This is a genomic window from Coleofasciculus sp. A1-SPW-01, from assembly GCF_040217205.1.
GTDB classification, from domain to species: Bacteria; Cyanobacteriota; Cyanobacteriia; order Cyanobacteriales; family Coleofasciculaceae; genus Coleofasciculus; species Coleofasciculus chthonoplastes_A.
In genome coordinates this window covers 1-19349 of sequence record NZ_JAVJNP010000091.1, presented here as the reverse complement: position 1 = coordinate 19349, position 19349 = coordinate 1, and the positions used below count along the sequence as shown (strand labels likewise).

Annotated in this window: 12 protein-coding genes and 4 pseudogenes; 7 read left to right on the top strand and 9 right to left on the bottom strand. The window is 45.7% G+C overall.

The features are described from left to right. Positions 1-575: 575 nt before the first annotated feature. Positions 576-2804, bottom strand: coding sequence for a CHASE2 domain-containing protein (locus RH949_RS14305; protein ID WP_446353969.1), 2229 nt, complete (start codon positions 2802-2804; stop codon positions 576-578). Between the two features lie 324 nt (positions 2805-3128). Between RH949_RS14305 and RH949_RS14300 the strand changes: the two genes are divergently transcribed. Continuing rightward, positions 3129-3716, top strand: coding sequence for a Uma2 family endonuclease (locus RH949_RS14300; RefSeq protein WP_446353971.1), 588 nt, complete (start codon positions 3129-3131; stop codon positions 3714-3716). Positions 3717-4107: 391 nt separating this feature from the next. Next, positions 4108-6252 carry a glycine--tRNA ligase subunit beta gene (gene glyS / locus RH949_RS14295; protein WP_446353967.1) on the top strand — a complete coding sequence of 715 codons (2145 nt, stop codon included), beginning with the start codon at positions 4108-4110 and terminating at the stop codon, positions 6250-6252. Between the two features lie 60 nt (positions 6253-6312). Here the strand turns inward: glyS and RH949_RS14290 are convergent, their stop codons facing one another. The 3 genes from RH949_RS14290 to RH949_RS14280 all read right to left on the bottom strand — a co-directional run bounded on the left by RH949_RS14290 (position 6313) and on the right by RH949_RS14280 (position 9910). Next, complete coding sequence (locus RH949_RS14290; RefSeq protein ID WP_446353965.1) at positions 6313-8637, bottom strand: putative Ig domain-containing protein; 2325 nt, start codon at positions 8635-8637, stop codon at positions 6313-6315. Positions 8638-9198: 561 nt separating this feature from the next. Beyond that, positions 9199-9603, bottom strand: coding sequence for a hypothetical protein (locus RH949_RS14285; RefSeq protein WP_446353963.1), 405 nt, complete (start codon positions 9601-9603; stop codon positions 9199-9201). A gap of 67 nt (positions 9604-9670) precedes the next feature. Beyond that, positions 9671-9910, bottom strand: a complete 240-nt coding sequence (locus tag RH949_RS14280; protein WP_006102812.1) for an ATP-dependent metallopeptidase FtsH/Yme1/Tma family protein — start codon at positions 9908-9910, stop codon at positions 9671-9673. Positions 9911-10022: 112 nt separating this feature from the next. On the opposite strand from RH949_RS14280, the gene murD reads away from it, so the two are divergent. The 5 genes and pseudogenes from murD to cas2 all read left to right on the top strand — a co-directional run bounded on the left by murD (position 10023) and on the right by cas2 (position 12920). Further along, positions 10023-11420, top strand: coding sequence for a UDP-N-acetylmuramoyl-L-alanine--D-glutamate ligase (gene murD / locus RH949_RS14275; RefSeq protein WP_446353960.1), 1398 nt, complete (start codon positions 10023-10025; stop codon positions 11418-11420). Positions 11421-11754: 334 nt separating this feature from the next. Beyond that, positions 11755-12039: pseudogene (gene cas5d, locus RH949_RS14270) on the top strand (type I-D CRISPR-associated protein Cas5/Csc1); the annotation flags it as partial. A gap of 4 nt (positions 12040-12043) precedes the next feature. Beyond that, positions 12044-12208, top strand: a pseudogene (locus RH949_RS14265) (CRISPR-associated protein Cas4); the annotation flags it as partial. Between the two features lie 3 nt (positions 12209-12211). Next, positions 12212-12624: pseudogene (locus tag RH949_RS14260) on the top strand (CRISPR-associated endonuclease Cas1); the annotation flags it as partial. Further along, positions 12621-12920, top strand: coding sequence for a CRISPR-associated endonuclease Cas2 (gene cas2 / locus RH949_RS14255; RefSeq protein ID WP_006102598.1), 300 nt, complete (start codon positions 12621-12623; stop codon positions 12918-12920). The pseudogene RH949_RS14260 and the gene cas2, both read left to right, overlap by 4 nt. Before the next feature lie 584 nt (positions 12921-13504). Here cas2 and RH949_RS14250 read toward each other — a convergent pair. From RH949_RS14250 to RH949_RS14230, 5 genes and pseudogenes are all read right to left on the bottom strand, one after another. Continuing rightward, positions 13505-13882 carry a Crp/Fnr family transcriptional regulator gene (locus tag RH949_RS14250; protein WP_006102727.1) on the bottom strand — a complete coding sequence of 126 codons (378 nt, stop codon included), beginning with the start codon at positions 13880-13882 and terminating at the stop codon, positions 13505-13507. Between the two features lie 174 nt (positions 13883-14056). Then, on the bottom strand, positions 14057-14617 hold the full coding sequence (locus RH949_RS14245) for a hypothetical protein (protein ID WP_157453265.1): 561 nt from the start codon (positions 14615-14617) through the stop codon (positions 14057-14059). Positions 14618-14803: 186 nt separating this feature from the next. Further along, positions 14804-16882, bottom strand: coding sequence for a dynamin family protein (locus RH949_RS14240; RefSeq protein WP_446353957.1), 2079 nt, complete (start codon positions 16880-16882; stop codon positions 14804-14806). Between the two features lie 149 nt (positions 16883-17031). Beyond that, on the bottom strand, positions 17032-19119 hold the full coding sequence (locus tag RH949_RS14235) for a dynamin family protein (protein ID WP_446353955.1): 2088 nt from the start codon (positions 19117-19119) through the stop codon (positions 17032-17034). Between the two features lie 136 nt (positions 19120-19255). Further along, a pseudogene (locus tag RH949_RS14230) lies at positions 19256-19349 on the bottom strand (RNA-guided endonuclease InsQ/TnpB family protein); the annotation flags it as partial.

Genomic DNA, 19349 nt, shown 5'->3' with positions numbered 1-19349 from the left:
ACTTCTAAAAGCCGAAACGCCCTATTTTTCGTTCTCACTCTTCCTTGTCTACGGTCGCTGAGCGAAGTCGAAGTGATGGTCTACCTGTCTTCCAAGTCTAGCCTAAACCCCCATCTTAAAAAACCTACCCTTGTGAGCCCCCAGCCCCTCTCCCACGCCGGGGAGAGGGGAGCAAGAGCATCCGATCCCCCTTCTCCCCACGGACCGGAGTTGGGGTTAGGGGATGAGGGGGAAAATGTTGAGGAGTAGATAGACACAGCTTAAAACCTTGCCAGCATTAACTTTCACCTCAAGTTGACACCAATGACTGACGTGCGCCCGAAAAATCACCAATTTCAGTTGATAAATGGTGCGTTACGCTGCGCTAACACACCCTACGCCACTACAATTTTGCCATCATTTTGTGGGTTGAGAAGAGGGCGACCCAATCTAATTGAATAGACTGGTGTTGTTCATTGATGCAAGCGGGTCGCCCCTACAAAAATTGGAAATAATATCGAATTTGTTGAATTAATCCCCTTTATACCGAAAAAAAATTTCCTTTAAATTGTCTGTCCTCTGCATTATGAATTATTTCAATCTGAGGAAAAATGACGTAAATAAGAAAGGACGGCTGCTATCTCTGGAGGAATCCCTGTAAATCGAATACCAAAATGATTTGGACTATCTACCGATGTTTCAACGACTTTCGCGTAAATGTCTCCCAATCCTTTTGCCTTTTCTGTACCCATTACTAAATTTATCTTTAGATTGCTCAACAAGTCTAAATATCGTTGGGACTGAATCTCTGCACCATTCGCTGATAATTTAACGATTGTTCCTTGATAAAATTCCTGTCCTAAATACTTTCCAGTTAAAACTATATACTGTATTGGTATTTTATTGTTCAACACAACAAAATTGATTGCTGGTTTCGGCAAAAACAAATTAAACGTCCCGCCAATCCCACCAATTTCATAAACCGTAATCGGTTCAGCAAATCCTTTGGGATGAACGTGCAATTCTTCATCCACCCGGAGAATGGAACCCACCTGTTTGCACAAATCCTGAGAAATTAAAACTTGTCCGCCAACGGTATAGGATTCAATTCGGGATGCCAAATTAACTGGACTCCCCATCACCGTATATTTTGCCCGTTTTTGTGAGCCAATATTCCCGGCTAACACCTCCCCCCCATGAATACCAATGCCCATTTCTAAAGGCGGTAAATTCAGGGTTTCATTGTACTGATTAATCTCTGCCATCGCCAATTGCATCGCAATCCCACAAGCGATCGCGCGTTGGGAATCGTCTTCTCGCTCAATCGGCGCACCAAACATGACCAGAATCCCGTCGCCCATGAACTCATTAATCACACCCTGATACTGATCAACCACATCCGTCATCACTTGCAAATAATGGTTAATCACCTTCACCCCCATCTCCGGTGACACTCGCTCAGAAATTGCTGAAAATCCTCTTAAATCAGAAAATAAAACCGTAACCTGGCGGTTTTCTCCGCCTAACTGTAATCCTTGAGGCGTCTCCAGCAAATTCGCCACCACCGCATCAGTGACATAGCGACCAAATATGCGGCGCATCTGATCGGCATTGTATGCCACATACCCGATAATCGCGATCGCAGACCCGGTTAACCCCAGAATCGGCGGAACTACAGGAATCCACCATCCCTGCAAAAACGCCCAGTAACAGCCCCCAACCAAGCCACCGCCAACGAAAATAAGACTCACCACCTTAACAGGCGATCGCAGAGTCACACCCCCCTGATAGCGCTGTCCCCAAGTCAATATCGCCCCGACTACCGTCCAAGCCATGATCCACAGGATTTCCCAGGGTTCCGACCAAACCTGAATTAGGGGACGCCCTTCTAACGCAGCACTCAGCATTTGACTCACGATATCAGCATGAATTTCTACCCCTGCTGCTTGATTCACCAATCCCCGACTAAAAGGTGTGAAAAAGTTATCGGCGACACTTTCACCCGTAATCCCAATCAAGATCACGCGATCGCGTCCCCAATCTTTTGGTATTTTTCCCTCTAAAACATCCGTGAACGAAATCGACTGAAACCCTTGTCCGAGATTGCGAAAATTAGAGATAATCTGAAATCCACCTGCATCTGTCCGGACATAGCCCCCATCATGCTGATTTAAACGGGTAAAAATAGCTTTGTCCAACTGATATTGATTTCCATCAGCATCTATTTCCTCAAGCGTAATCCCTTCCGTCTCTAAATAGGTCAAAGCCAACATCGTACTAAAACTAGGGATAATCTCCCCGGATGGAGTTCCTAAAGATAGTAAACTGCGACGAACTTTACCATCACTATCCACGACCAAATCATTTGCGCCAATCTGACCCAATTCGTTCAATACTGGTGGTGGATTCACTGCCGTTCCCTCCGCATCTCCAGCTACCTTACGAATCCCAATCAAATTCGGCGTTGATTGAAATACCTCAACCAATTCCTGATGCCCAGGTTCTACGGGTAAATCCCGATATAAATCCAAACCAATGGCTCTAGGTTGTTGTTGTTTGAGCCTATTTAGTAATTGGGCAAGCGTTTGATCAGAGGGGGGCCAGTTGCCGAGTTTTTGGATATCCTGTTCATTAATCTCAACAATCACAATCCGCGAGTCCACCGCTTCAGGGGGACGCCAGCGAAAAAATTGATCCAGGGCGGCGAGTTCCAGTGCTTGCAGCCATCCCGCCCAGCGTAACCCAATAATGATTCCAGCTACAGTCGGAGCCGCAATAAACACACCCCGCCATTGCCAGAGTTGTTTTCTCAGTGTTGCCCACATAACCTCAATCGACCCCCGGAAAGAAACAGGTTTAGCTGTTATCTTATCCTCTCAGTAGTTGGACAAAATTATGAGACGAGGGAACGGGGAACAGGGAATGGGGAATGGGGAATGGGGAATGGGGAACAAGGAATAGAGAATGGGGAAAGGTTGTAGTGCGAGCGTCTCGCTCGCTATTGTGTCTTCCTAGTTTTAGGGTACTGGACTGACACAGCTAAGATTGTGGAATAGATTGATGGTTAAATTGGGCGCACGCCGTGCGCCCCTACAATTCTAATCAACCAATCTAAGTACAATTGAAACAAATAAAGTGTGACTAAACTGATGCCAATCAGCCAACAGGAAACCCAAATCCCCCTATACCTGTGGACAGTTGAAGACTATCACCGGATGGCAGAAGTGGGCATTTTATCACCTGATCAACCCGTCGAATTAATAGCCGGACAGATTATCCGAAAAATGAGTCCCCAAGGAACCCCCCATGCGACAGCCATTACCCTAACCCGATTGCTGTTAGACGATAACTTAAGACAACAAGTGCTAGTCAGGACGCAACTTCCCGTAACATTAAGCGATCGCTCAGAACCTGAACCCGATGTGGCGGTGGTTATGCCCGATGTTTTACGCTACCTTGATCATCACCCTCAACCCTTAGAAATCTATCTGATTATTGAAGTTGCCGATAGGACACTCAATACAGACTGCGGTATCAAGGCAAATGATTATGCCAACTCGGACATTCAAGAGTATTGGGTGCTAAACCTCAAGCAACGTCAACTGCACGTTTTTCGAGAACCGACTCCACAAGGGTATCAGCGAGAGGTAATCCTAGCGGAAAATGATCGGATTTCTCCATTACAGTTTCCGAATTTGAGCATCGCAGTGATGCAGATGTTGCCACCTAGGTTCTAGGGTAGGGGTTTGGTTGCCAAACTCCTAACGGTGAGGATGTCAAGAATCTAACGTTTCACGGGAAGTCTATAAACCTGAGTCGGGGCGGGTTTAGTTACTTATGGGTGCAACTGAAAAGATAGTAGTGAAACCCGCCCCTACACACTTACAGCGCTTCGCGCTGTCATGAAGTACAGTAAGTAGATCAAAGTCCCCCTTTTTAAGGGGGATTTAGGGGGATCGACAATGTACCGCATAGCAGAGGAAACTGCTGTAACACTCATGTTGCGCCACATACCGTGACAAGTCAGGTCAGGAATAGGGTTAAACTAGGAAAACTGGCAGCAACTATACTCTGCTAGCCGTTCATTCTACTCACACGCAACCCTTGTCCACGAAGCGCGATCGCATTATGCCCACATTCTTATTGGAAGTCGGTACAGAAGAATTACCCGCAAATTTCGTTGAGAGTGCGATTAAACAATGGCAGTCGCGCCTGTCACAAAGCCTTGATGAATACCTGCTGACTCCTGAGAGTATCCAGGTGTACGGCACACCTCGCCGTCTAGCCATACTCATTCAGGGATTACCCCGTCAACAACCCGATCGCGAAGAGGAAGTTAAGGGTCCACCTGTCAAAGCCGCATTTAAACACGGGAAACCCACCAAAGCTGCTGAAGGGTTTGCCCGCAAACAGGGCGTTAGCCTTGATGATTTAGAAATCCGAGAGACAAAGAAAGGGGAATTTGTCTTTGTTGTCAAGAAAATCATCGGTCGTTCGGCGATTGAAATTCTCCCCGAAGTCATCCCCCAGTGGATTTTTGGCTTAGAAGGAAAGCGGTTTATGTGTTGGGGGGATGGAGACTTGAGGTTTTCTCGCCCAATTCGCTGGTTGGTGGCGCTGCTGGATGATACAGTGTTGCCGATTGAATTAGTTAATGGTTCAGAAACGATAAACAGCGATCGCACATCCCGTGGACACCGTATCTTACACCCCGAATCGGTAACTCTTGCCCACGCCGAGGACTATGTAAAATTCCTAGAATCAGCCTTTGTGATTGTAGAACGCGATCGCCGCCAACAGATCATCCAAGACCAAGTTCAGTCAGCCGCGCAAAAACTCAACGGTCATACCCTACTCTATGAGGAATTATGGGATGAAGTCACGGATTTAGTCGAATATCCCACCGCCATAGTCGGTCAATTTGACGCCGAATACTTAGTCCTACCGCCAGAGGTGGTGAAAACGGTAATGGTAAAGCATCAGCGCTATTTCCCCGTATTCAAGGATGAAACAGCGACTGAATTACTGCCTCATTTTATTACCTTGTCCAATGGTGATCCAGAAAAATCCGAGATTATCGCCGCCGGAAATGAACGAGTGATTCGCGCCCGTTTAGCGGATGGTGAGTATTTCTATAAAACAGATTTAGCCTCACCCCTAGAGAGTTATTTACCCAAATTAGAAACCGTCACATTCCAAGATGAATTAGGGTCAATGCGTCAGAAGGTAGGGCGCATCGAAAAAACCGCCTCACGGATTGCAGAGCAATTAGCAGTGTCACAGAAACAATGGGATGATATTATTCGCGCCGCCGCCCTTTGTAAAGCTGACCTAGTAACTCAAATGGTCTATGAATTCCCCGAATTACAGGGCGTAATCGGACAAAAGTATGCGGTGGTGAGTGGTGAATCCGAGGCGGTAGCTACGGCGATTTTTGAGCATTATTTACCCAGAGGGGCTGGGGACAAGTTACCGGAAACCTTAACGGGTCAAGTGGTAGGATTAGCGGATCGCTTAGATACATTGGTGAGTATCTTTGGCTTAGGCATGATTCCCACGGGTTCCTCTGACCCCTTTGCCTTGCGCCGTGCCGCGAATGCGGTGGTTAATATTACCTGGGATGGTAATTTAGGGATTAATTTAGATCAGCTATTGCAGGATGTTTCTGCCGATTTTGTCGCCACTTATTCCGAGAAATCATCGCCCGTTGAAGCCTTGCAAGAGTTTTTCATTCAACGGATTCGCACCTTGCTGCAAGACGAACAGAAGATTGATTATGACTTGGTGAATGCGGTTTTGGGGGAGAACGATCGCGAGTATACCCAACGAGCATTAAAAGACGTGTTAGATGTTCGCGATCGCGCTTTGTTCTTGCAAGGGATTCGGAAGAACGGCAAGCTAGATGAAATCTACGAAACGGTGAACCGTTCGGCGCGGTTATCGATGCAAGGAGACTTAGATTTCCAACAGTTAGATCCCAAAGCGGTTGTGCGTCCCGATTTGTTTGAAAAATCGAGTGAACCTGCCTTTTATAAAGCATTAGTTGCGTTAGTTCCCCGTACTCAAGCCGCACAAAAAGAACGCAATTATCAGCAAATTGTTGATGCATTGGCAGAGGTGACGCCAATTGTAAGTACCTTCTTTGATGATAAGGAAGCTGGGGTAATGGTGATGGACGAAAATCCAGAGATTCGGCGCAATCGGCTGAACTTATTGGGGTTACTGCGAAACCACGCACGGGTATTGGCAGACTTTGGCGCGATCGTCAAGTAGAGACGCATCGTGTAGAGACGCGCCATGGCGCGTCTCTACAACCCAATCAGGTTAAAACATTCAGGCAACCGTTAAATCAACCTCGACGGTAATATCATTATGATCCATATCACCGCCACCATACCAATCTTCAAAACCAAACTTCTTCTCACCCAGCAGACTGACATGATCTTTCCCATCAGGATTAGCGCCTAAATAGGCAAAATAGGCAATGGGATCGTTCCAGGCAAGGCGCTGATTATTTGGATTGGTTTCCAGCCATTCTTCTGTCGTGCCATTGGCGATAATGTAAGGCGCTAAAATGGTTCCTGCCTGGAATTCTGCTTCAAATATCCCGGTATTTCGGTTCAGGTCGCCAACAACTTGTTGAGCTAAAGCTGCTTGAGCATACCCTGCATCATCTGGACTAATCAGTTCACCCGTTACTTTATCTTGCACATCTCCTTGCTCATTTTCAACGGCATAAAACCCGACTGAATTGTCAAAGCCAGCATCACTCTCAATATTGAAAAACTTCGCAGATACCGAACTGGTTTGATCTTCCAAGTTGATGAGTTCAGGTTCTCCTTCAGAGATGAGGATGGGGTCATCCTGAACCGGAGGGGTATCCTGAACCGGAGAGGTATCCTGAACCGGAGGGGTAGTAAGCTTTAATTTAAATGCATCACTTTCTATCCCCCCTTGACCATCATTAGCTGTCACTAAAATAGTTTGTTTGGTTTTATCACCACTGCTGGGTGTACCACTAAAGATTCCTGTCTCTGAGTTAAAATTAAGCCAACTGGGGAGGGGTTTGCCATTTTTCAGAGTAGCGCTGAAGCTCAAATCATCTCCATCAGGATCACTGAAGTTCTCACTGATATCGAAACTCAAGGGTTCGTCTACGTTGACAGTTTGATTGGAAATCGCTGTCACTAATTCGGGTTCATTATTGACATTGCCGATATCGGTTGTTGGCTCAAGTAAAGCGCCGCCTGTCACCTCTGGATTCCCCACAATAGGAGCTGTTTGTACAGCGCCTCCATTATCGGTGAAGTCTCCCAATTGAGGATCAACTAGCTCGACCTTAGCGGTTATCTTGGTATCGTTAGGATTGGGATATTCTGACTGAAAGTTACCGCCCTGATCTTTGAAGACTTGGGTTGTGTGGTGGTTAATATTCCAACTATTGCCACCATTGTAGGCAACATTATCAGCAAACAGAGTATTTTTTAATTGGGTATTGTTCCCACCGTTGGCAAATCCTCCGCCCATAAACCCAGCATAATTATCGGCAACAGTAGTATTGCTGATTTTCCGGGTATTGGATTCACTCGGTAGCACTAGGGCACCGCCTATACCACCTTTTCCATCTGCCGATTCGGCTCGGTTGCCATAAAATATGCTGTTGTCGATCTCGACCGGTGCATTTTCGCCTACCCATGCTGCCCCACCTTGCTGGAAGGCTCGATTGTAGGCAAATGTAGTATTCTGGATGATTAACTCACCCTTGCCATGGCGAAGCCCACCACCAAGGGAATTTCCCTTGGCATCTGCAATTACCTGATTATTGATGATTGTACTATCCTCAATAATTACTTTGTCACCATCATAAACATAGAGAAATAGCGCTCCGCCTTGTCCTGCACCTTGATTGCCATCAAACCGACTGTTACTAATCTCTATCGTGCCTTTCGTGCTACTATTGCTGGTTGCCGATGCTCCATCGGTTAAAATTGCTCCCCCTGCATCTGTTGAGGTGTTTTGAGTAAACGTTGAATTTTCTACAGTCAAGCCACCCAATAAAGTATTAATTGCACCGCCGTTAACGCCTTTGTTCTTGGTAAATTCGCTATCCTGAACAATGGTAGAGCTTTCACTTTTAACCGCGATCGCACCACCACCACGTCCATCCGTGCCCGATGCGCTATTGTTCTCAAATATACTGTTGATCACGGTATTCGTGCTGCGCCAACCGGCAAAGATGCCACCACCACCTCCGCCGTTAGCATGATTATTCTTAAATTTGCTATCCTCTACCTTTAGCGTGGTGTTACCATGAGTCCAAATGCCTGCCCCTGAAGCGTTTTCGCCTGTTCCCGTCGTTTTGCCATCGGCGATAGTCAAATTCTTTAGGGTAACTTCTACAGGTTCCCAGGGTGGATCACCTTGGATAAAGAAAACGCGCGAGGCGTTATTCCCACTGATAGTTAAACCTGGAGCATTTCCCCCATCAATAATCAGGTCTTTGTCCACTTCGAGTTGACCACTGGTCAGCTTAATGGTTTTATTTGCCAGACTGGAGTCAAATTTAATCGTATCTCCTGACTGGGCTTGCGCGATCGCATCTCTTAAGGAACCTTGTCCTCTGTCTTTCCAGTTTTGAACCGTGAACACTTTTGACATTGTTTGCTCTCCAAGACTATTTGACTAAAGTGCTACTTTGGAGCCTATTATTCTTCTGCGAAATGGTTAGCAAACCCCTGATTCAGTAATCGTTGAAATTGCTGTATTTTTTCTGACAGCAGGGTTTCAACTTAACATCGTGCTATCTATTTGAATAGATTGTCATCACGATGTTCTCTACCTTGTTCTATTAATAGAGCCTTATTCGTGAATTAGGCAAGCAAGTTAACAATACTTAATATTTGTCTTGGTTTTGTTTGATTGGTGAAATAATACTATGTGCTTTTGGTTTTTTAGGCGACAAAAAAATCGTTTTATCGGAATTAGACAACTGAGGTATTTTCTCTCAATAAAAATAGATAAATTATCGATATAAATAGTAAAATAAGTGATCTAGAGCGTCGGTCAAGTATTATGAGAAACCGGGTTTCTCGTGAGGATGACAACGAAATATCAAGCTTTCACCCAAAGAAACCCAGTTTCTTGACCGATGTCCTATAAAAATAGAACAATTATTTCCAGGGAACCTAATTCAATTTATTTCGCGACTAAATACAGCTATTACAAGTCATCTAGCTCCAACGGTTCCCGTATTTGTCGCTGGAATAATTGCTGTTGTAGCGATGGCGGCTGTTGCAACAGTTGTCGAATTTCTTGTTCAGCTTTCTGTTGCAAGTTTTCAGTTTGAGCCGATTCTAACTGTAAAAATAAATACAAAAGAGGCTGTTCTCGCTGGAGGCGTTGTTGAAATCGTCGAAGTTGTGCTGGGTTGGTGAATTGATCAATACTGGAGGGAAGTTGTTGCTCCGATAGAGGTTGTGCCTTCGTGGGTAGCGTCCAACTCAGTAGGGTTAAACCCATTGCTGCTGCCAGACGTTTAAGAGAAATGTTTGTAGTCAGCGCTTGAGCGCTTCTGGCACTAAAGTGCCTACTACGAACCCAGCCATTCATTTTCAGAGTCATCATGTCAAGCCTTGTTTGATGTCAACGAACATTATTCGATGACCTTTGACATTATATAGGTAGAGAGGTTTTAGGGGAACGCCCCTACGAAGTTTGTAGAGACGTAGCCGATTTCTGATCCTGAGGAACGAACGGCTATTGTCTTGAAACTACGAGATTCTTCGGATTCAGATGTTGCACCTTCTTTAAGTTGATAGCGAATTTGCTCTCGACCAATCGTCGCTTGCTCAACTTTATCAGCTTGGACTTGTTCAAGAAATTGACTATAAGGAACCTGTCGGCGGATGTCTCTTTCAATCTCGCACTTCATCCGGAATCTGACAGCTATCTTCTGGTAGAATTGTTAGTCCCTGGACTGTAGAGACGTTGCATGGAACGTCTCTACATGGTAATTAGATTTAAGAACAAAGCATCATCAGGTTATGCCTAACGCTCACGTCATTGGTCTGGGACGCTCCGGAATAGCCGCCGCACGACTCCTAAAACAGGAAGGGTGGACGGTAACAGTCAGTGATAGCAAAACGTCTGAATCTCTGCAACAGCAACAACAAGTCCTTAATGTTGAGGGCATTACGGTTAAACTGGGTTATTCGCTCACTCTTGGCGATGGGGATTTACCTGAACTGATTGTGGTGAGTCCTGGTGTTCCTTGGGATATTCCGGTTTTAATTGAAGCCAGGAATCGCGGGATTGATACGATTGGTGAGATGGAACTGGCTTGGCGTTATCTCAAGTCCTCTCCTTGGGTTGGTATCACGGGGACGAATGGTAAAACCACGACAACGGCGCTGATTGCGGCTATTTTTCAAGCGGCTGGTTTCCATGCTCCCGCCTGCGGTAATATTGGCTATGCGGCGTGTGAATTGGCTCTGGCGCAGCCCGACAAGACGCGCCATGGCGCGTCTCTACATGAGAAACTACCCCAATCCAAAATTGACTGGGTGATTGCAGAAGTTAGTAGTTATCAAATTGAGTCGTCACGGGAGTTAGCCCCAACAATTGGGGTTTGGACAACCTTTACCCCTGATCACTTGAATCGCCACAAGACGCTGGAAAATTACTACACTATCAAAGCTGACTTACTGTCGCGATCGCACGATCAAGTCTTTAATGGTGATGACCCCTATTTACGTCAGTTGGGGACAACCCATTGGTCAAAGGCGTATTGGACGAGTGTTAAGGGGCGTGACGCGACTCCTCGTCCCTGGGTATATATTGAGAATGGCTGGGTGATGGTGGAATCTGAAGCAATTGTGCCTGTGGATTCCTTGCGGATGGTGGGGAATCACAATCAGCAGAATTTACTTATGGCAGTCGCCGCCGCCCGGTTAGCTGGGATTGAGAAACAGGCAATTGTTGAGGCAATCACCAATTTTCCCGGTGTTCCTCACCGTCTCGAACATATTATCACCTGGCAGGGGATTGACTTTATTAATGATAGTAAAGCCACGAACTATGATGCGGCGCAGGTGGGATTAGCGGCGGTTGATAGTCCGGTTATTTTAATTGCTGGGGGTGAAGCCAAAGCGGGAGATGATACGCAATGGTTGAACGCCATTCAAGCTAAAGCGGCGGCTGTTTTACTGATTGGTGAGGCGGCGTCTGCGTTTGCCCAACGCTTACAGGAAGTAGGTTATTTTCGTTATGAAATTGTGGAAACCATGGCGCGAGCGGTTCCTAGAGCTGCCGAATTAGCCCAACAGGATAATGCGCCTGTGGTTTTACTTTCACCGGCTTGTGCTAGCTTTGACCACTATCAAAGTTTTGAACATCGGGGTGATGATTTCCGCCAGCTCTGTTGGCAGAATTTTAGTCCTTAGTCAGGGTGTGTGTCAACTTTGTCGTGGCGTGGCACACCTTATTTGGTGGATTAGATTCTGCTTGTAGTAAGGGCTTTAGCCCTAGATTGGTCTACTTTCCTTCCTTGTCTCACCTGAACCCCAATCTGAAAAAACCTACCCTTGTGAGCTTTGAAAGGGGGGAATAGGGATTAAACATTGTGTGCTGTCCTTGACACGCTTCCATTAATCATTGATCATTTTTCATTGGGTGCATTTCAGGATGATTTTGAGCGTAGTTAAGATAGGCTTTTTTTAACTCATTTTCTAGGTCATTAGCCAGCCATTCGGGTTCGATGACTCAAGGATATGATTAATGACACTCTATCACTGTACGCTAACACTACACGATAATCTATTTTTTGCCACGCGGGAGATGGGAATTCTCTACGAAACGGAAAAATACTTACATAATTGGGCAATCAGTTATGCTTTGTTTAAAGTAGACTATATTCCCCAACCCTATCGCCTCCATGGGAAAGCCGCCCAAAAACCCGGATATTTAGATGCAAATGCCGAGCAAAATCTCTTGTATCTTAATCAAGCCGGAATTTATTTTTTTCCCGCCCAGCCATTGACTTGGGCTTATCAAGTAAATACATTAACAATGGGTGTGGAGCGATCGCTTGTTGATTAATGGTGTAATTGATGCGGTGGAAGAACGGGAGGGTGAGCTGATTCCCTTGGAGTATAAAAAGGGGCGCATGGCTCGGCATTTGAATGACCATTTTCAGTTGTGTGGGGCGGCGTTGTGTTTGGAAGAACGCACACCGTTTGTAGTAAGCGCTTTAGCGCTGATGGCACTAAAGTGCCGACTACGAACCCAATATGATGTTCATCGCGATGATGCACGTAGGCTGGAATTAGTCAAGGCAATTATTACGACGAAAATTCATAATCAGCATAATGTTTTGTATCGATATGGGCAGAAAAATAGTCCCCTGAAGCAGCGCAAGCTGTTGGTTCAGGAACAAACAACTCTTGACCAAGTTTGGGGGCGTATCGGCTTTCGGATACGGGACGAAAAACGTTTTTAGAGGCGTTTGAACGAAAGATGACCTCGGAGTTTAAGCATCCGGTGTTTGGGTATCAATGTACTTATCGCCGTGGGGTGGAGTTACAGGCGCGTCTGTTGAGTCGTCATTTACAGGAGGGGGTGGTGTATCCACCGTTGAGTCTTCGATGAAGAACCAGACGTTATTTTATCTGATTGTCTATGATTTGCCGGATAATAAGGCGGCGAATAAGCGGCGCAAGCGGTTGCATGATTTGCTTTGTGGGTATGGCACGCGCACGCAGTACAGTGTGTTTGAGTGTTTTCTGACAGGTGTGCAGTTTGCTAAACTCAAGGTGAGGGTTGAGAAGTTGATTAAGCCCGCAGAGGATTCAGTTCGCATTTATGTGTTGGATGCGGGTGCGGTACGGAAAACGATTACCTACGGATCAGAAAAACCTCGACAAGCGGAGACACTCATTCTATGATGTGAATAAGCTGATTTTTGACGGGACGAAGCGGGGGCGAAAAACCCGGTTTGCCGTCAAAACGCTAGGAACCTTGACAATTAAAGATTTCAGCCGTTTTTGGAAAAGGGCGAAAAAAGCAAAAAGTCCATTTCAGCGCCTGGATTCCGTCTGCCGTCAAAATTGGCTGTGGGAGTCCCGGCTAGAAAGGGTTTCAGAGGGCGGGGTTTCCTTATAATGAATCCCGGCAACGGGATTGAAACTATACACGGTGAAATTGAATTATAAGGCAATGTACCGGTTTCCTTATAATGAATCCCGGCAACGGGATTGAAACAATCTTCTTAACAGTTGCTGGAAGTCGGGCAACGGTGTTTCCTTATAATGAATCCCGGCAACGGGATTGAAACTTGCAAAAATATGTACAGAAGCCTTGCCCCGCAAGTTTCCTATTAATGAATCCCGGCAACGGGATTGAAACCCTCAGTTGAATTCCGCTAGATTAGGGTACGGCAATGCCGTGCCCCTACCCCATCAATTATCCCTGATGTAGGGACACGATACTATCGTGCCTTATTATCTCAAACTGAGCGACTTAAGAGGATTCAATCTGACATGATACTATGAGTTAAGCGATCGAGGCGTTCGGAATAACTTTTCATCACATTCAAGGCAAACATTGGTGTTTCCTGAACCGCAAACAGGAATCGCTGCTGATCCAGAAATGCCAAAGTACAATCTGTTTTCGCGATCGCGCTATAGGTTCTGTCGTCTACTCCAATCAATGTCCCTGTACCAAACACCTCACCCTTGCCGATGGTTTCCACAATTTTACCATTGACAGAGATGTTGACTTCTCCATCCAATATGCCATACATATAGTTCGCTGGATCACCTTCTTGGAAAATAACCTGATCGGCAGAAAATGTCTTAGGTTCAGCCTGTTGTTGTAAGATGCTGACTGTGTTTGCGGGTTCTAACATGGTCTGTATGCCAGATCATTTGATGTTTTGAGAATATACCGCAAGCGGACAAAAAACAATATCTAGCCAAAGGTAGAAGACATGGTTTGTAGGGGCGGGTTTCACTATTATCGCTTCGGTTGTACCCAGATATCATTAAACCCGCCCTTGAGCTAAAGCATTATCGGTAAAACCTCACTGCGGCGACTCATTCGATTGATCTGATCCCACGGCTAGCAAATGCTGGCGCACCAGATATTCCAACTGATACAGATACGCCGCCGTAACTAATCGATACAAGGTGGGTAAGGTGAATAAATCCCTCAATTCATCCCACCATGCCAACGTATCATACAAAGAACCCATCTGAGGAAGGAAGATAATCTGAATCATTTGACTCACCACAAATGCCAGTGTAATCGCCATCCACCCATAGAAGCCTTCCCACCAACTCATGAGTGTCGGGACAATTCCCGTCACTTCAGCCATTTCCTGCGATCGCGTATTTGGGAAAAATCGGTCAAGAACGATGTGCAGCCAGTGATGAGTAACGGCGATAATTACTATTGGTGAGAGTAACGTAACAAAATATAACAAGAATCGCCACTTCGGGGCAATCACCATCAGAGAATCACCCAGTTGTAAGATTGAGAGGATAATCCGGATAATCACCGAAATTCCCCGAAAGAGCAGAATTAAAAGAACGGCACTTAGCCATGCAGTGGGGTAAGGAATAAAAGGGGGCAAATTTCTCATATTTTCCATTGGTGATTGGTGATTGGTGATTTGTCATTGGTTAGGGAACCGAGAGATAGGGCAATTTTGGGTTACTTAAAACTTAGTCGGAGCGGGTTTAGTCACTTAGGGGTGCGGTAAAAAACGATAGTAGTGAAACCCGCCCCTACACACCTTCCTCGAAGGTTGTGAAAAGTATTTCATCCCTCAACTCGCTTCTACCAACAACATCTGATACGCCGCCTCAATCCGTTCGACTTCCGATGACACATCTGTCTCTAATGTCTTCAACCGCTCTAATTCTGCCCCATTATTAATCTCATGGGACTCTTTTTGAGCGATTAAATTATCCAACTCTGACTTGCGAGCATTAATATCATCATTCATCCGTTCCGTCACTTCTCGCTCATACACATCAAAGCATTCTTTCACCGCATCGTGAATCGGTTGCCATTGTTCTCGTGCGACTTGAGGCAAATATTTAACTAACTCTTTCTTCGCCGCTTTCACCAACTCCTTCCGCGCTTGATCTGCTTGCACAACCCCAACCCCTAACCCCAATAACGCCAATCCCACGGGTCCTAAAACCACCCCTGAAACCGCTGTAATCATCGCCCCGACACCCATCACCGTAATAAAATTAAGAGCGATATTTTTCCAATCAAACCCCGCCCCCGCCATGGCTACCCCGGCAATATTTCCTCTTGCCAAGGAAAAGAGTCCCGCTGCCCATTTTGCCCAAGCGGGAGCATTATCTTCTGGGGTTGTCCCAATCACCGGAGAGATGCGTTGTCCGGTTAACTTTTCGGTAATTTTCTCCGTCACCTTGGTATAGGATGCGCCATAATTTGCTGCACTTTTCGATAACTGCAAAAACGCCCCATCCATCTCTTTTTCAGCAATTAAACTCCAGGCAGATAATTTATCATTTATATACCGCTCAAATGCCTGTTGCAATCCCGCTTCAAAGGCTTCGCGTCTCCCTCGACTCAAAAAATCCATGAATTGAAAATCCGGCTGATACTGCATGAAATCAGCTTCAAAGGTATTCCCCAAATTTAAAGTGTATGTGCGGAAGGAATCAGCCACCGCTTTTGCCTTACTATCCCGTACCGATTTGATTTCAGCTTGGAATTGCTGACAGATATCATTCAGCTTCTTAAATTCAGGTTCGACGGAATTAATCCGTTCTTTTAACTCCTGAACATCCTGTTCCAGCAACGGAATTCGCCGTTCAATCGCTTCCCGAACATGACTATACCCTTGACGCGCCAAGGTTCTGGCTTGGCGGAATTCAGCCACGGCGCGTTCGCTGGTCAAAAATGTACTTAATGCACCCAGAAACTCTGGAAATCCGGTTCCTTCCAGAGACGCCGTTGGCTGCTTCACTCGTAACCGCAGCGCTTTAATCGCGGAAATCTCAAACACCCGTTCATCATAAATATCATGCCCATCAACTTGACAGTAATCGGCTAAGTTAGCTCGAAATACACGCCGCACTTTATCTTCTGATTCTTCTAATTCTTCGGTATCATCCGGATCAATCAAACTTTCGCGAATCTGATCCCAAGCATTAATTAAAAAGAAAACCGATAATCCCCGATCTTTAATATAATTCTCTAAATAACGGCGTTCAGCCAAGGTACAAGGTTGGGTTGCTCGCAGTACAAATAAAATCGCATGGCAATTATTGATATATCCCAGAGATAACTCGTTCCGGGCTTCGGTATCATTAAGTCCAGGGCTATCGACGATTTCGATACCTTTTTGTAATAATGGTAAGGGATAGTCTACGACAGCATAATCAACATTAGGGAATGCCTGTTTCTTCTGTTGTTCCAGTTGCTTGGCTTCGGCGGGGTCAATTGTGTAGCGGCGCTTAAAACTTTTAAAGTCAATATCTTCCGGGGGTGTACCATCATTAAAATGAACGGTAACTTTTTTCTCCGCCCCATACCGCAAAACAGTCAATAAGGCGGTACATGGATTCACATCGGAGGGTAATAAGTTCTCGCCAATTAAGGCATTCAGAAACGTACTTTTGCCCCGTTTCATATCACCCAAAACCAGTAATCTGAATACACCTTGTTTTAAATTTGTACTGGCTCGGCTTAAATCATCAATATCCCGTTCCAACCCCAAACCGCCAGAGGTATCCTTGCCCAGGGTTTCCCCCTGTTCCAGGGTTTGGGCGATTTCACCCAGACTCCTGGCGACTTGCGATCGCACTTTAGCAACTCGCTCTAAATTATTCAGGAAACTGTCTGTTTCTATTTTGTAACTCATTGGTTATTTTTCCCTTAACTATGTTCATACCAAGTTATCTGAGAGAAGGGCGGGTTTAGTCAAGTTATCGGTTTTTGGTAAAACCTTATCGGTAAAACCCGCCCCTACAACTGATAAAATAGGTGGGCATTGCCCACCCTACCATGTGCTTAAATTTCACCCGGTACTAACAATAACTCCTCATACACAGATTCAACCTGCCGACATTCAGCTAAAATATCAGCATCTAAACCTCTCAACCGTTTTAACTCAGTTTGCCGATCAATCTCACGAGATTCTTTTTGCTCCAGCAAGTTATCTAACTCGGCTTGACGGGATTTAATATCATCATTAAGGCGTTGAATTACTTCCCGTTCATACGTATCAAAACAATCTTTCACCGCTTGACGAATCGGTTCTTGTTGTTCCTGACTGAGTTGCGGTAAATATTTCACAAACTCTTTTTTTGTCGCTTTAATCACCTCTTGGCGGGCTTGTTCGGCTTGCAGTGCGCCCACACCCAAACCCATCAACGCTAATCCAATAGGATTCCAAAACGTCAGCCCCGTAAAAATTAATAAAAAGCTGCTAATCCCAATTACCGCTAACCAATTCACCAGGATATTTTGCCAAGTAAACCCAGCCGCCGCTAACGCCACACCCGCCACATTTCCTGACGCTAAGGAGAAAAACCCCATCGCCCATTTTGCCCAAGTGGGTGACTCTTCCCCTGCATCAACCCGAACGCCTGACGGTATCGTTTGTCCAATTAACTTCTCAGTCATGGAATCAACAATTTGATTATAGGTTGCGCCATAGTTAGCCGCACTTTGGGCAAGTTGGGAAAACCCCTCTTGTAAATACTCCTCCGCCGTGCGTTCCCACTCGGCTAATTTATCCTGAATATACTGCTCAAACGCTTGCTTTAATGCCGCATTAAACGCCTCCCGTCTCTCCGCTTGCAAGAACTCCAGAAAGTCAATTGTTGGCTGATAGCGTAAGAAATCAGATTCAAATGTCTTTTCTAAGTTCAGCACATAAGTGCGAAACGAATCCGCCACCGCTTTAACTTTTGTATCCCGCATCATCCGAATTTCATCCTGGAATTGATCGCGGATTTGGGTTAATTGCTCAAACTCCGGTTCAACCCCCTGAATCCGTTGTTTTAATTCCTGAATATCTTGGTCGAGTAAGGGAATTCGCCGTTCAATCGCTTCGTGAGTACGGCTATAAACTTGACGCGCCAACGTTCTCGCTTGGCGTAATTGTGCCACGGCGCGTTCTTGGGTCAAAAAGGTATTCAGCGCCCCTAAAAATGCTGGGAATCCTGTTCCTTCTAGGGAATCCTCTGCATCTTTTACCCGCCGCCGCAAGGCTTCCAGGGAGGAAAGCTCAAACACTCGTTCCTCATAGCGATTCTGTCCATCTTTTTGACAGTAATCAGTTAGATAGGTTTGGAATACGGTGCGTAACCGATTTTGTGCTTCTTCAAGTTTATCGGGATCATCCGGATCAATCAATCCTTTGCCGATTTCATCCCAAGCGTTAATTAGAAAGAAAACCGTTAATCCGCGCCCTTTAATGTAATTTTCTAAATAGCGGCGTTCTTCCAATGTACAAGGCTGCATCGCCCTGAAGACAAACAAGATAGCGTGGCAGTTATGGATATAGTTGAGTGATAATTCATTCCGGGCTTCGGTATCGTTCAGCCCCGGACTATCCACAATTTCAATCCCTTTTTCTAAGAGGGGCAAGGGATATTCGACAACGGCATAGTCAACGTCGGGAAATGCCGAACTGTTCTCAGCCTCCAGGCGTTTGGCTTCGGTTGGATCGATGGTATAATTTTGCTTAAAACTGGCGAAATCGAGGGATTCTGGTGGTTTATCCCCTTTAAAATAAACCGTGACTTTTTTTTGAGTTCCGTAGCGCAAAACTGTCAGTAGCGCTGTACAAGGATTCACATCGGCTGGCAATAACTTCTCACCAATCAAGGCATTGAGGAACGTACTCTTACCTCGTTTCAAGTCTCCCAATACCAGCAGCCGAAATAAACCCTTCTGCAAATTGTCGCTGGCAATCTGGATATCTTCGCTTTCCCGTTCTAGACTCAATTTACCGGAGGTTTCTTCAGCGTCCAATTCGGCTTGATTTAGCCGTTTGGCAATTTGACTCAGATGCATCGCCGCTTGATGGCGCACTCTCACCACTCGCTCCAAATCCCTGAGTAAGCTGGTATTATCTGCGGTATAGCTCATAGTTTTTTCTGATTCACGCTTTGGGTGAGATGAAGGCAGGTTTGAGTGTGTAGGGGCGGGTTTGACCGATAACGTTCAGGAGAAAACCTGTGACATACTCCTACACTAACCTGAGTACAGGTATAGTGTAGGCTTCTCAACCAATCCGGCTATTGCGTAGGAGACGTTGAGCTTTAAGAACGGGATGCCCCTCCGCTCTATTTTTTATGTTGATAGCTGCGTTATGATCA

What these genes read in the sequence shown, in the direction of transcription:
- glyS (WP_446353967.1), top strand. Translation starts at nt 4,108, where the DNA reads ATGCCCACATTCTTATTGGAAGTCGGTACAGAAGAATTACCCGCAAAT.
- RH949_RS14235 (WP_446353955.1), bottom strand. Translation starts at nt 19,119, where the DNA reads ATGAGCTATACCGCAGATAATACCAGCTTACTCAGGGATTTGGAGCGA.
- RH949_RS14285 (WP_446353963.1), bottom strand. Translation starts at nt 9,603, where the DNA reads ATGATGACTCTGAAAATGAATGGCTGGGTTCGTAGTAGGCACTTTAGT.
- RH949_RS14280 (WP_006102812.1), bottom strand. Translation starts at nt 9,910, where the DNA reads ATGAAGTGCGAGATTGAAAGAGACATCCGCCGACAGGTTCCTTATAGT.
- RH949_RS14240 (WP_446353957.1), bottom strand. Translation starts at nt 16,882, where the DNA reads ATGAGTTACAAAATAGAAACAGACAGTTTCCTGAATAATTTAGAGCGA.
- RH949_RS14300 (WP_446353971.1), top strand. Translation starts at nt 3,129, where the DNA reads ATGCCAATCAGCCAACAGGAAACCCAAATCCCCCTATACCTGTGGACA.
- murD (WP_446353960.1), top strand. Translation starts at nt 10,023, where the DNA reads ATGCCTAACGCTCACGTCATTGGTCTGGGACGCTCCGGAATAGCCGCC.
- RH949_RS14290 (WP_446353965.1), bottom strand. Translation starts at nt 8,637, where the DNA reads ATGTCAAAAGTGTTCACGGTTCAAAACTGGAAAGACAGAGGACAAGGT.
- cas2 (WP_006102598.1), top strand. Translation starts at nt 12,621, where the DNA reads ATGAAGAACCAGACGTTATTTTATCTGATTGTCTATGATTTGCCGGAT.
- RH949_RS14250 (WP_006102727.1), bottom strand. Translation starts at nt 13,882, where the DNA reads ATGTTAGAACCCGCAAACACAGTCAGCATCTTACAACAACAGGCTGAA.
- RH949_RS14245 (WP_157453265.1), bottom strand. Translation starts at nt 14,617, where the DNA reads ATGAGAAATTTGCCCCCTTTTATTCCTTACCCCACTGCATGGCTAAGT.
- RH949_RS14305 (WP_446353969.1), bottom strand. Translation starts at nt 2,804, where the DNA reads ATGTGGGCAACACTGAGAAAACAACTCTGGCAATGGCGGGGTGTGTTT.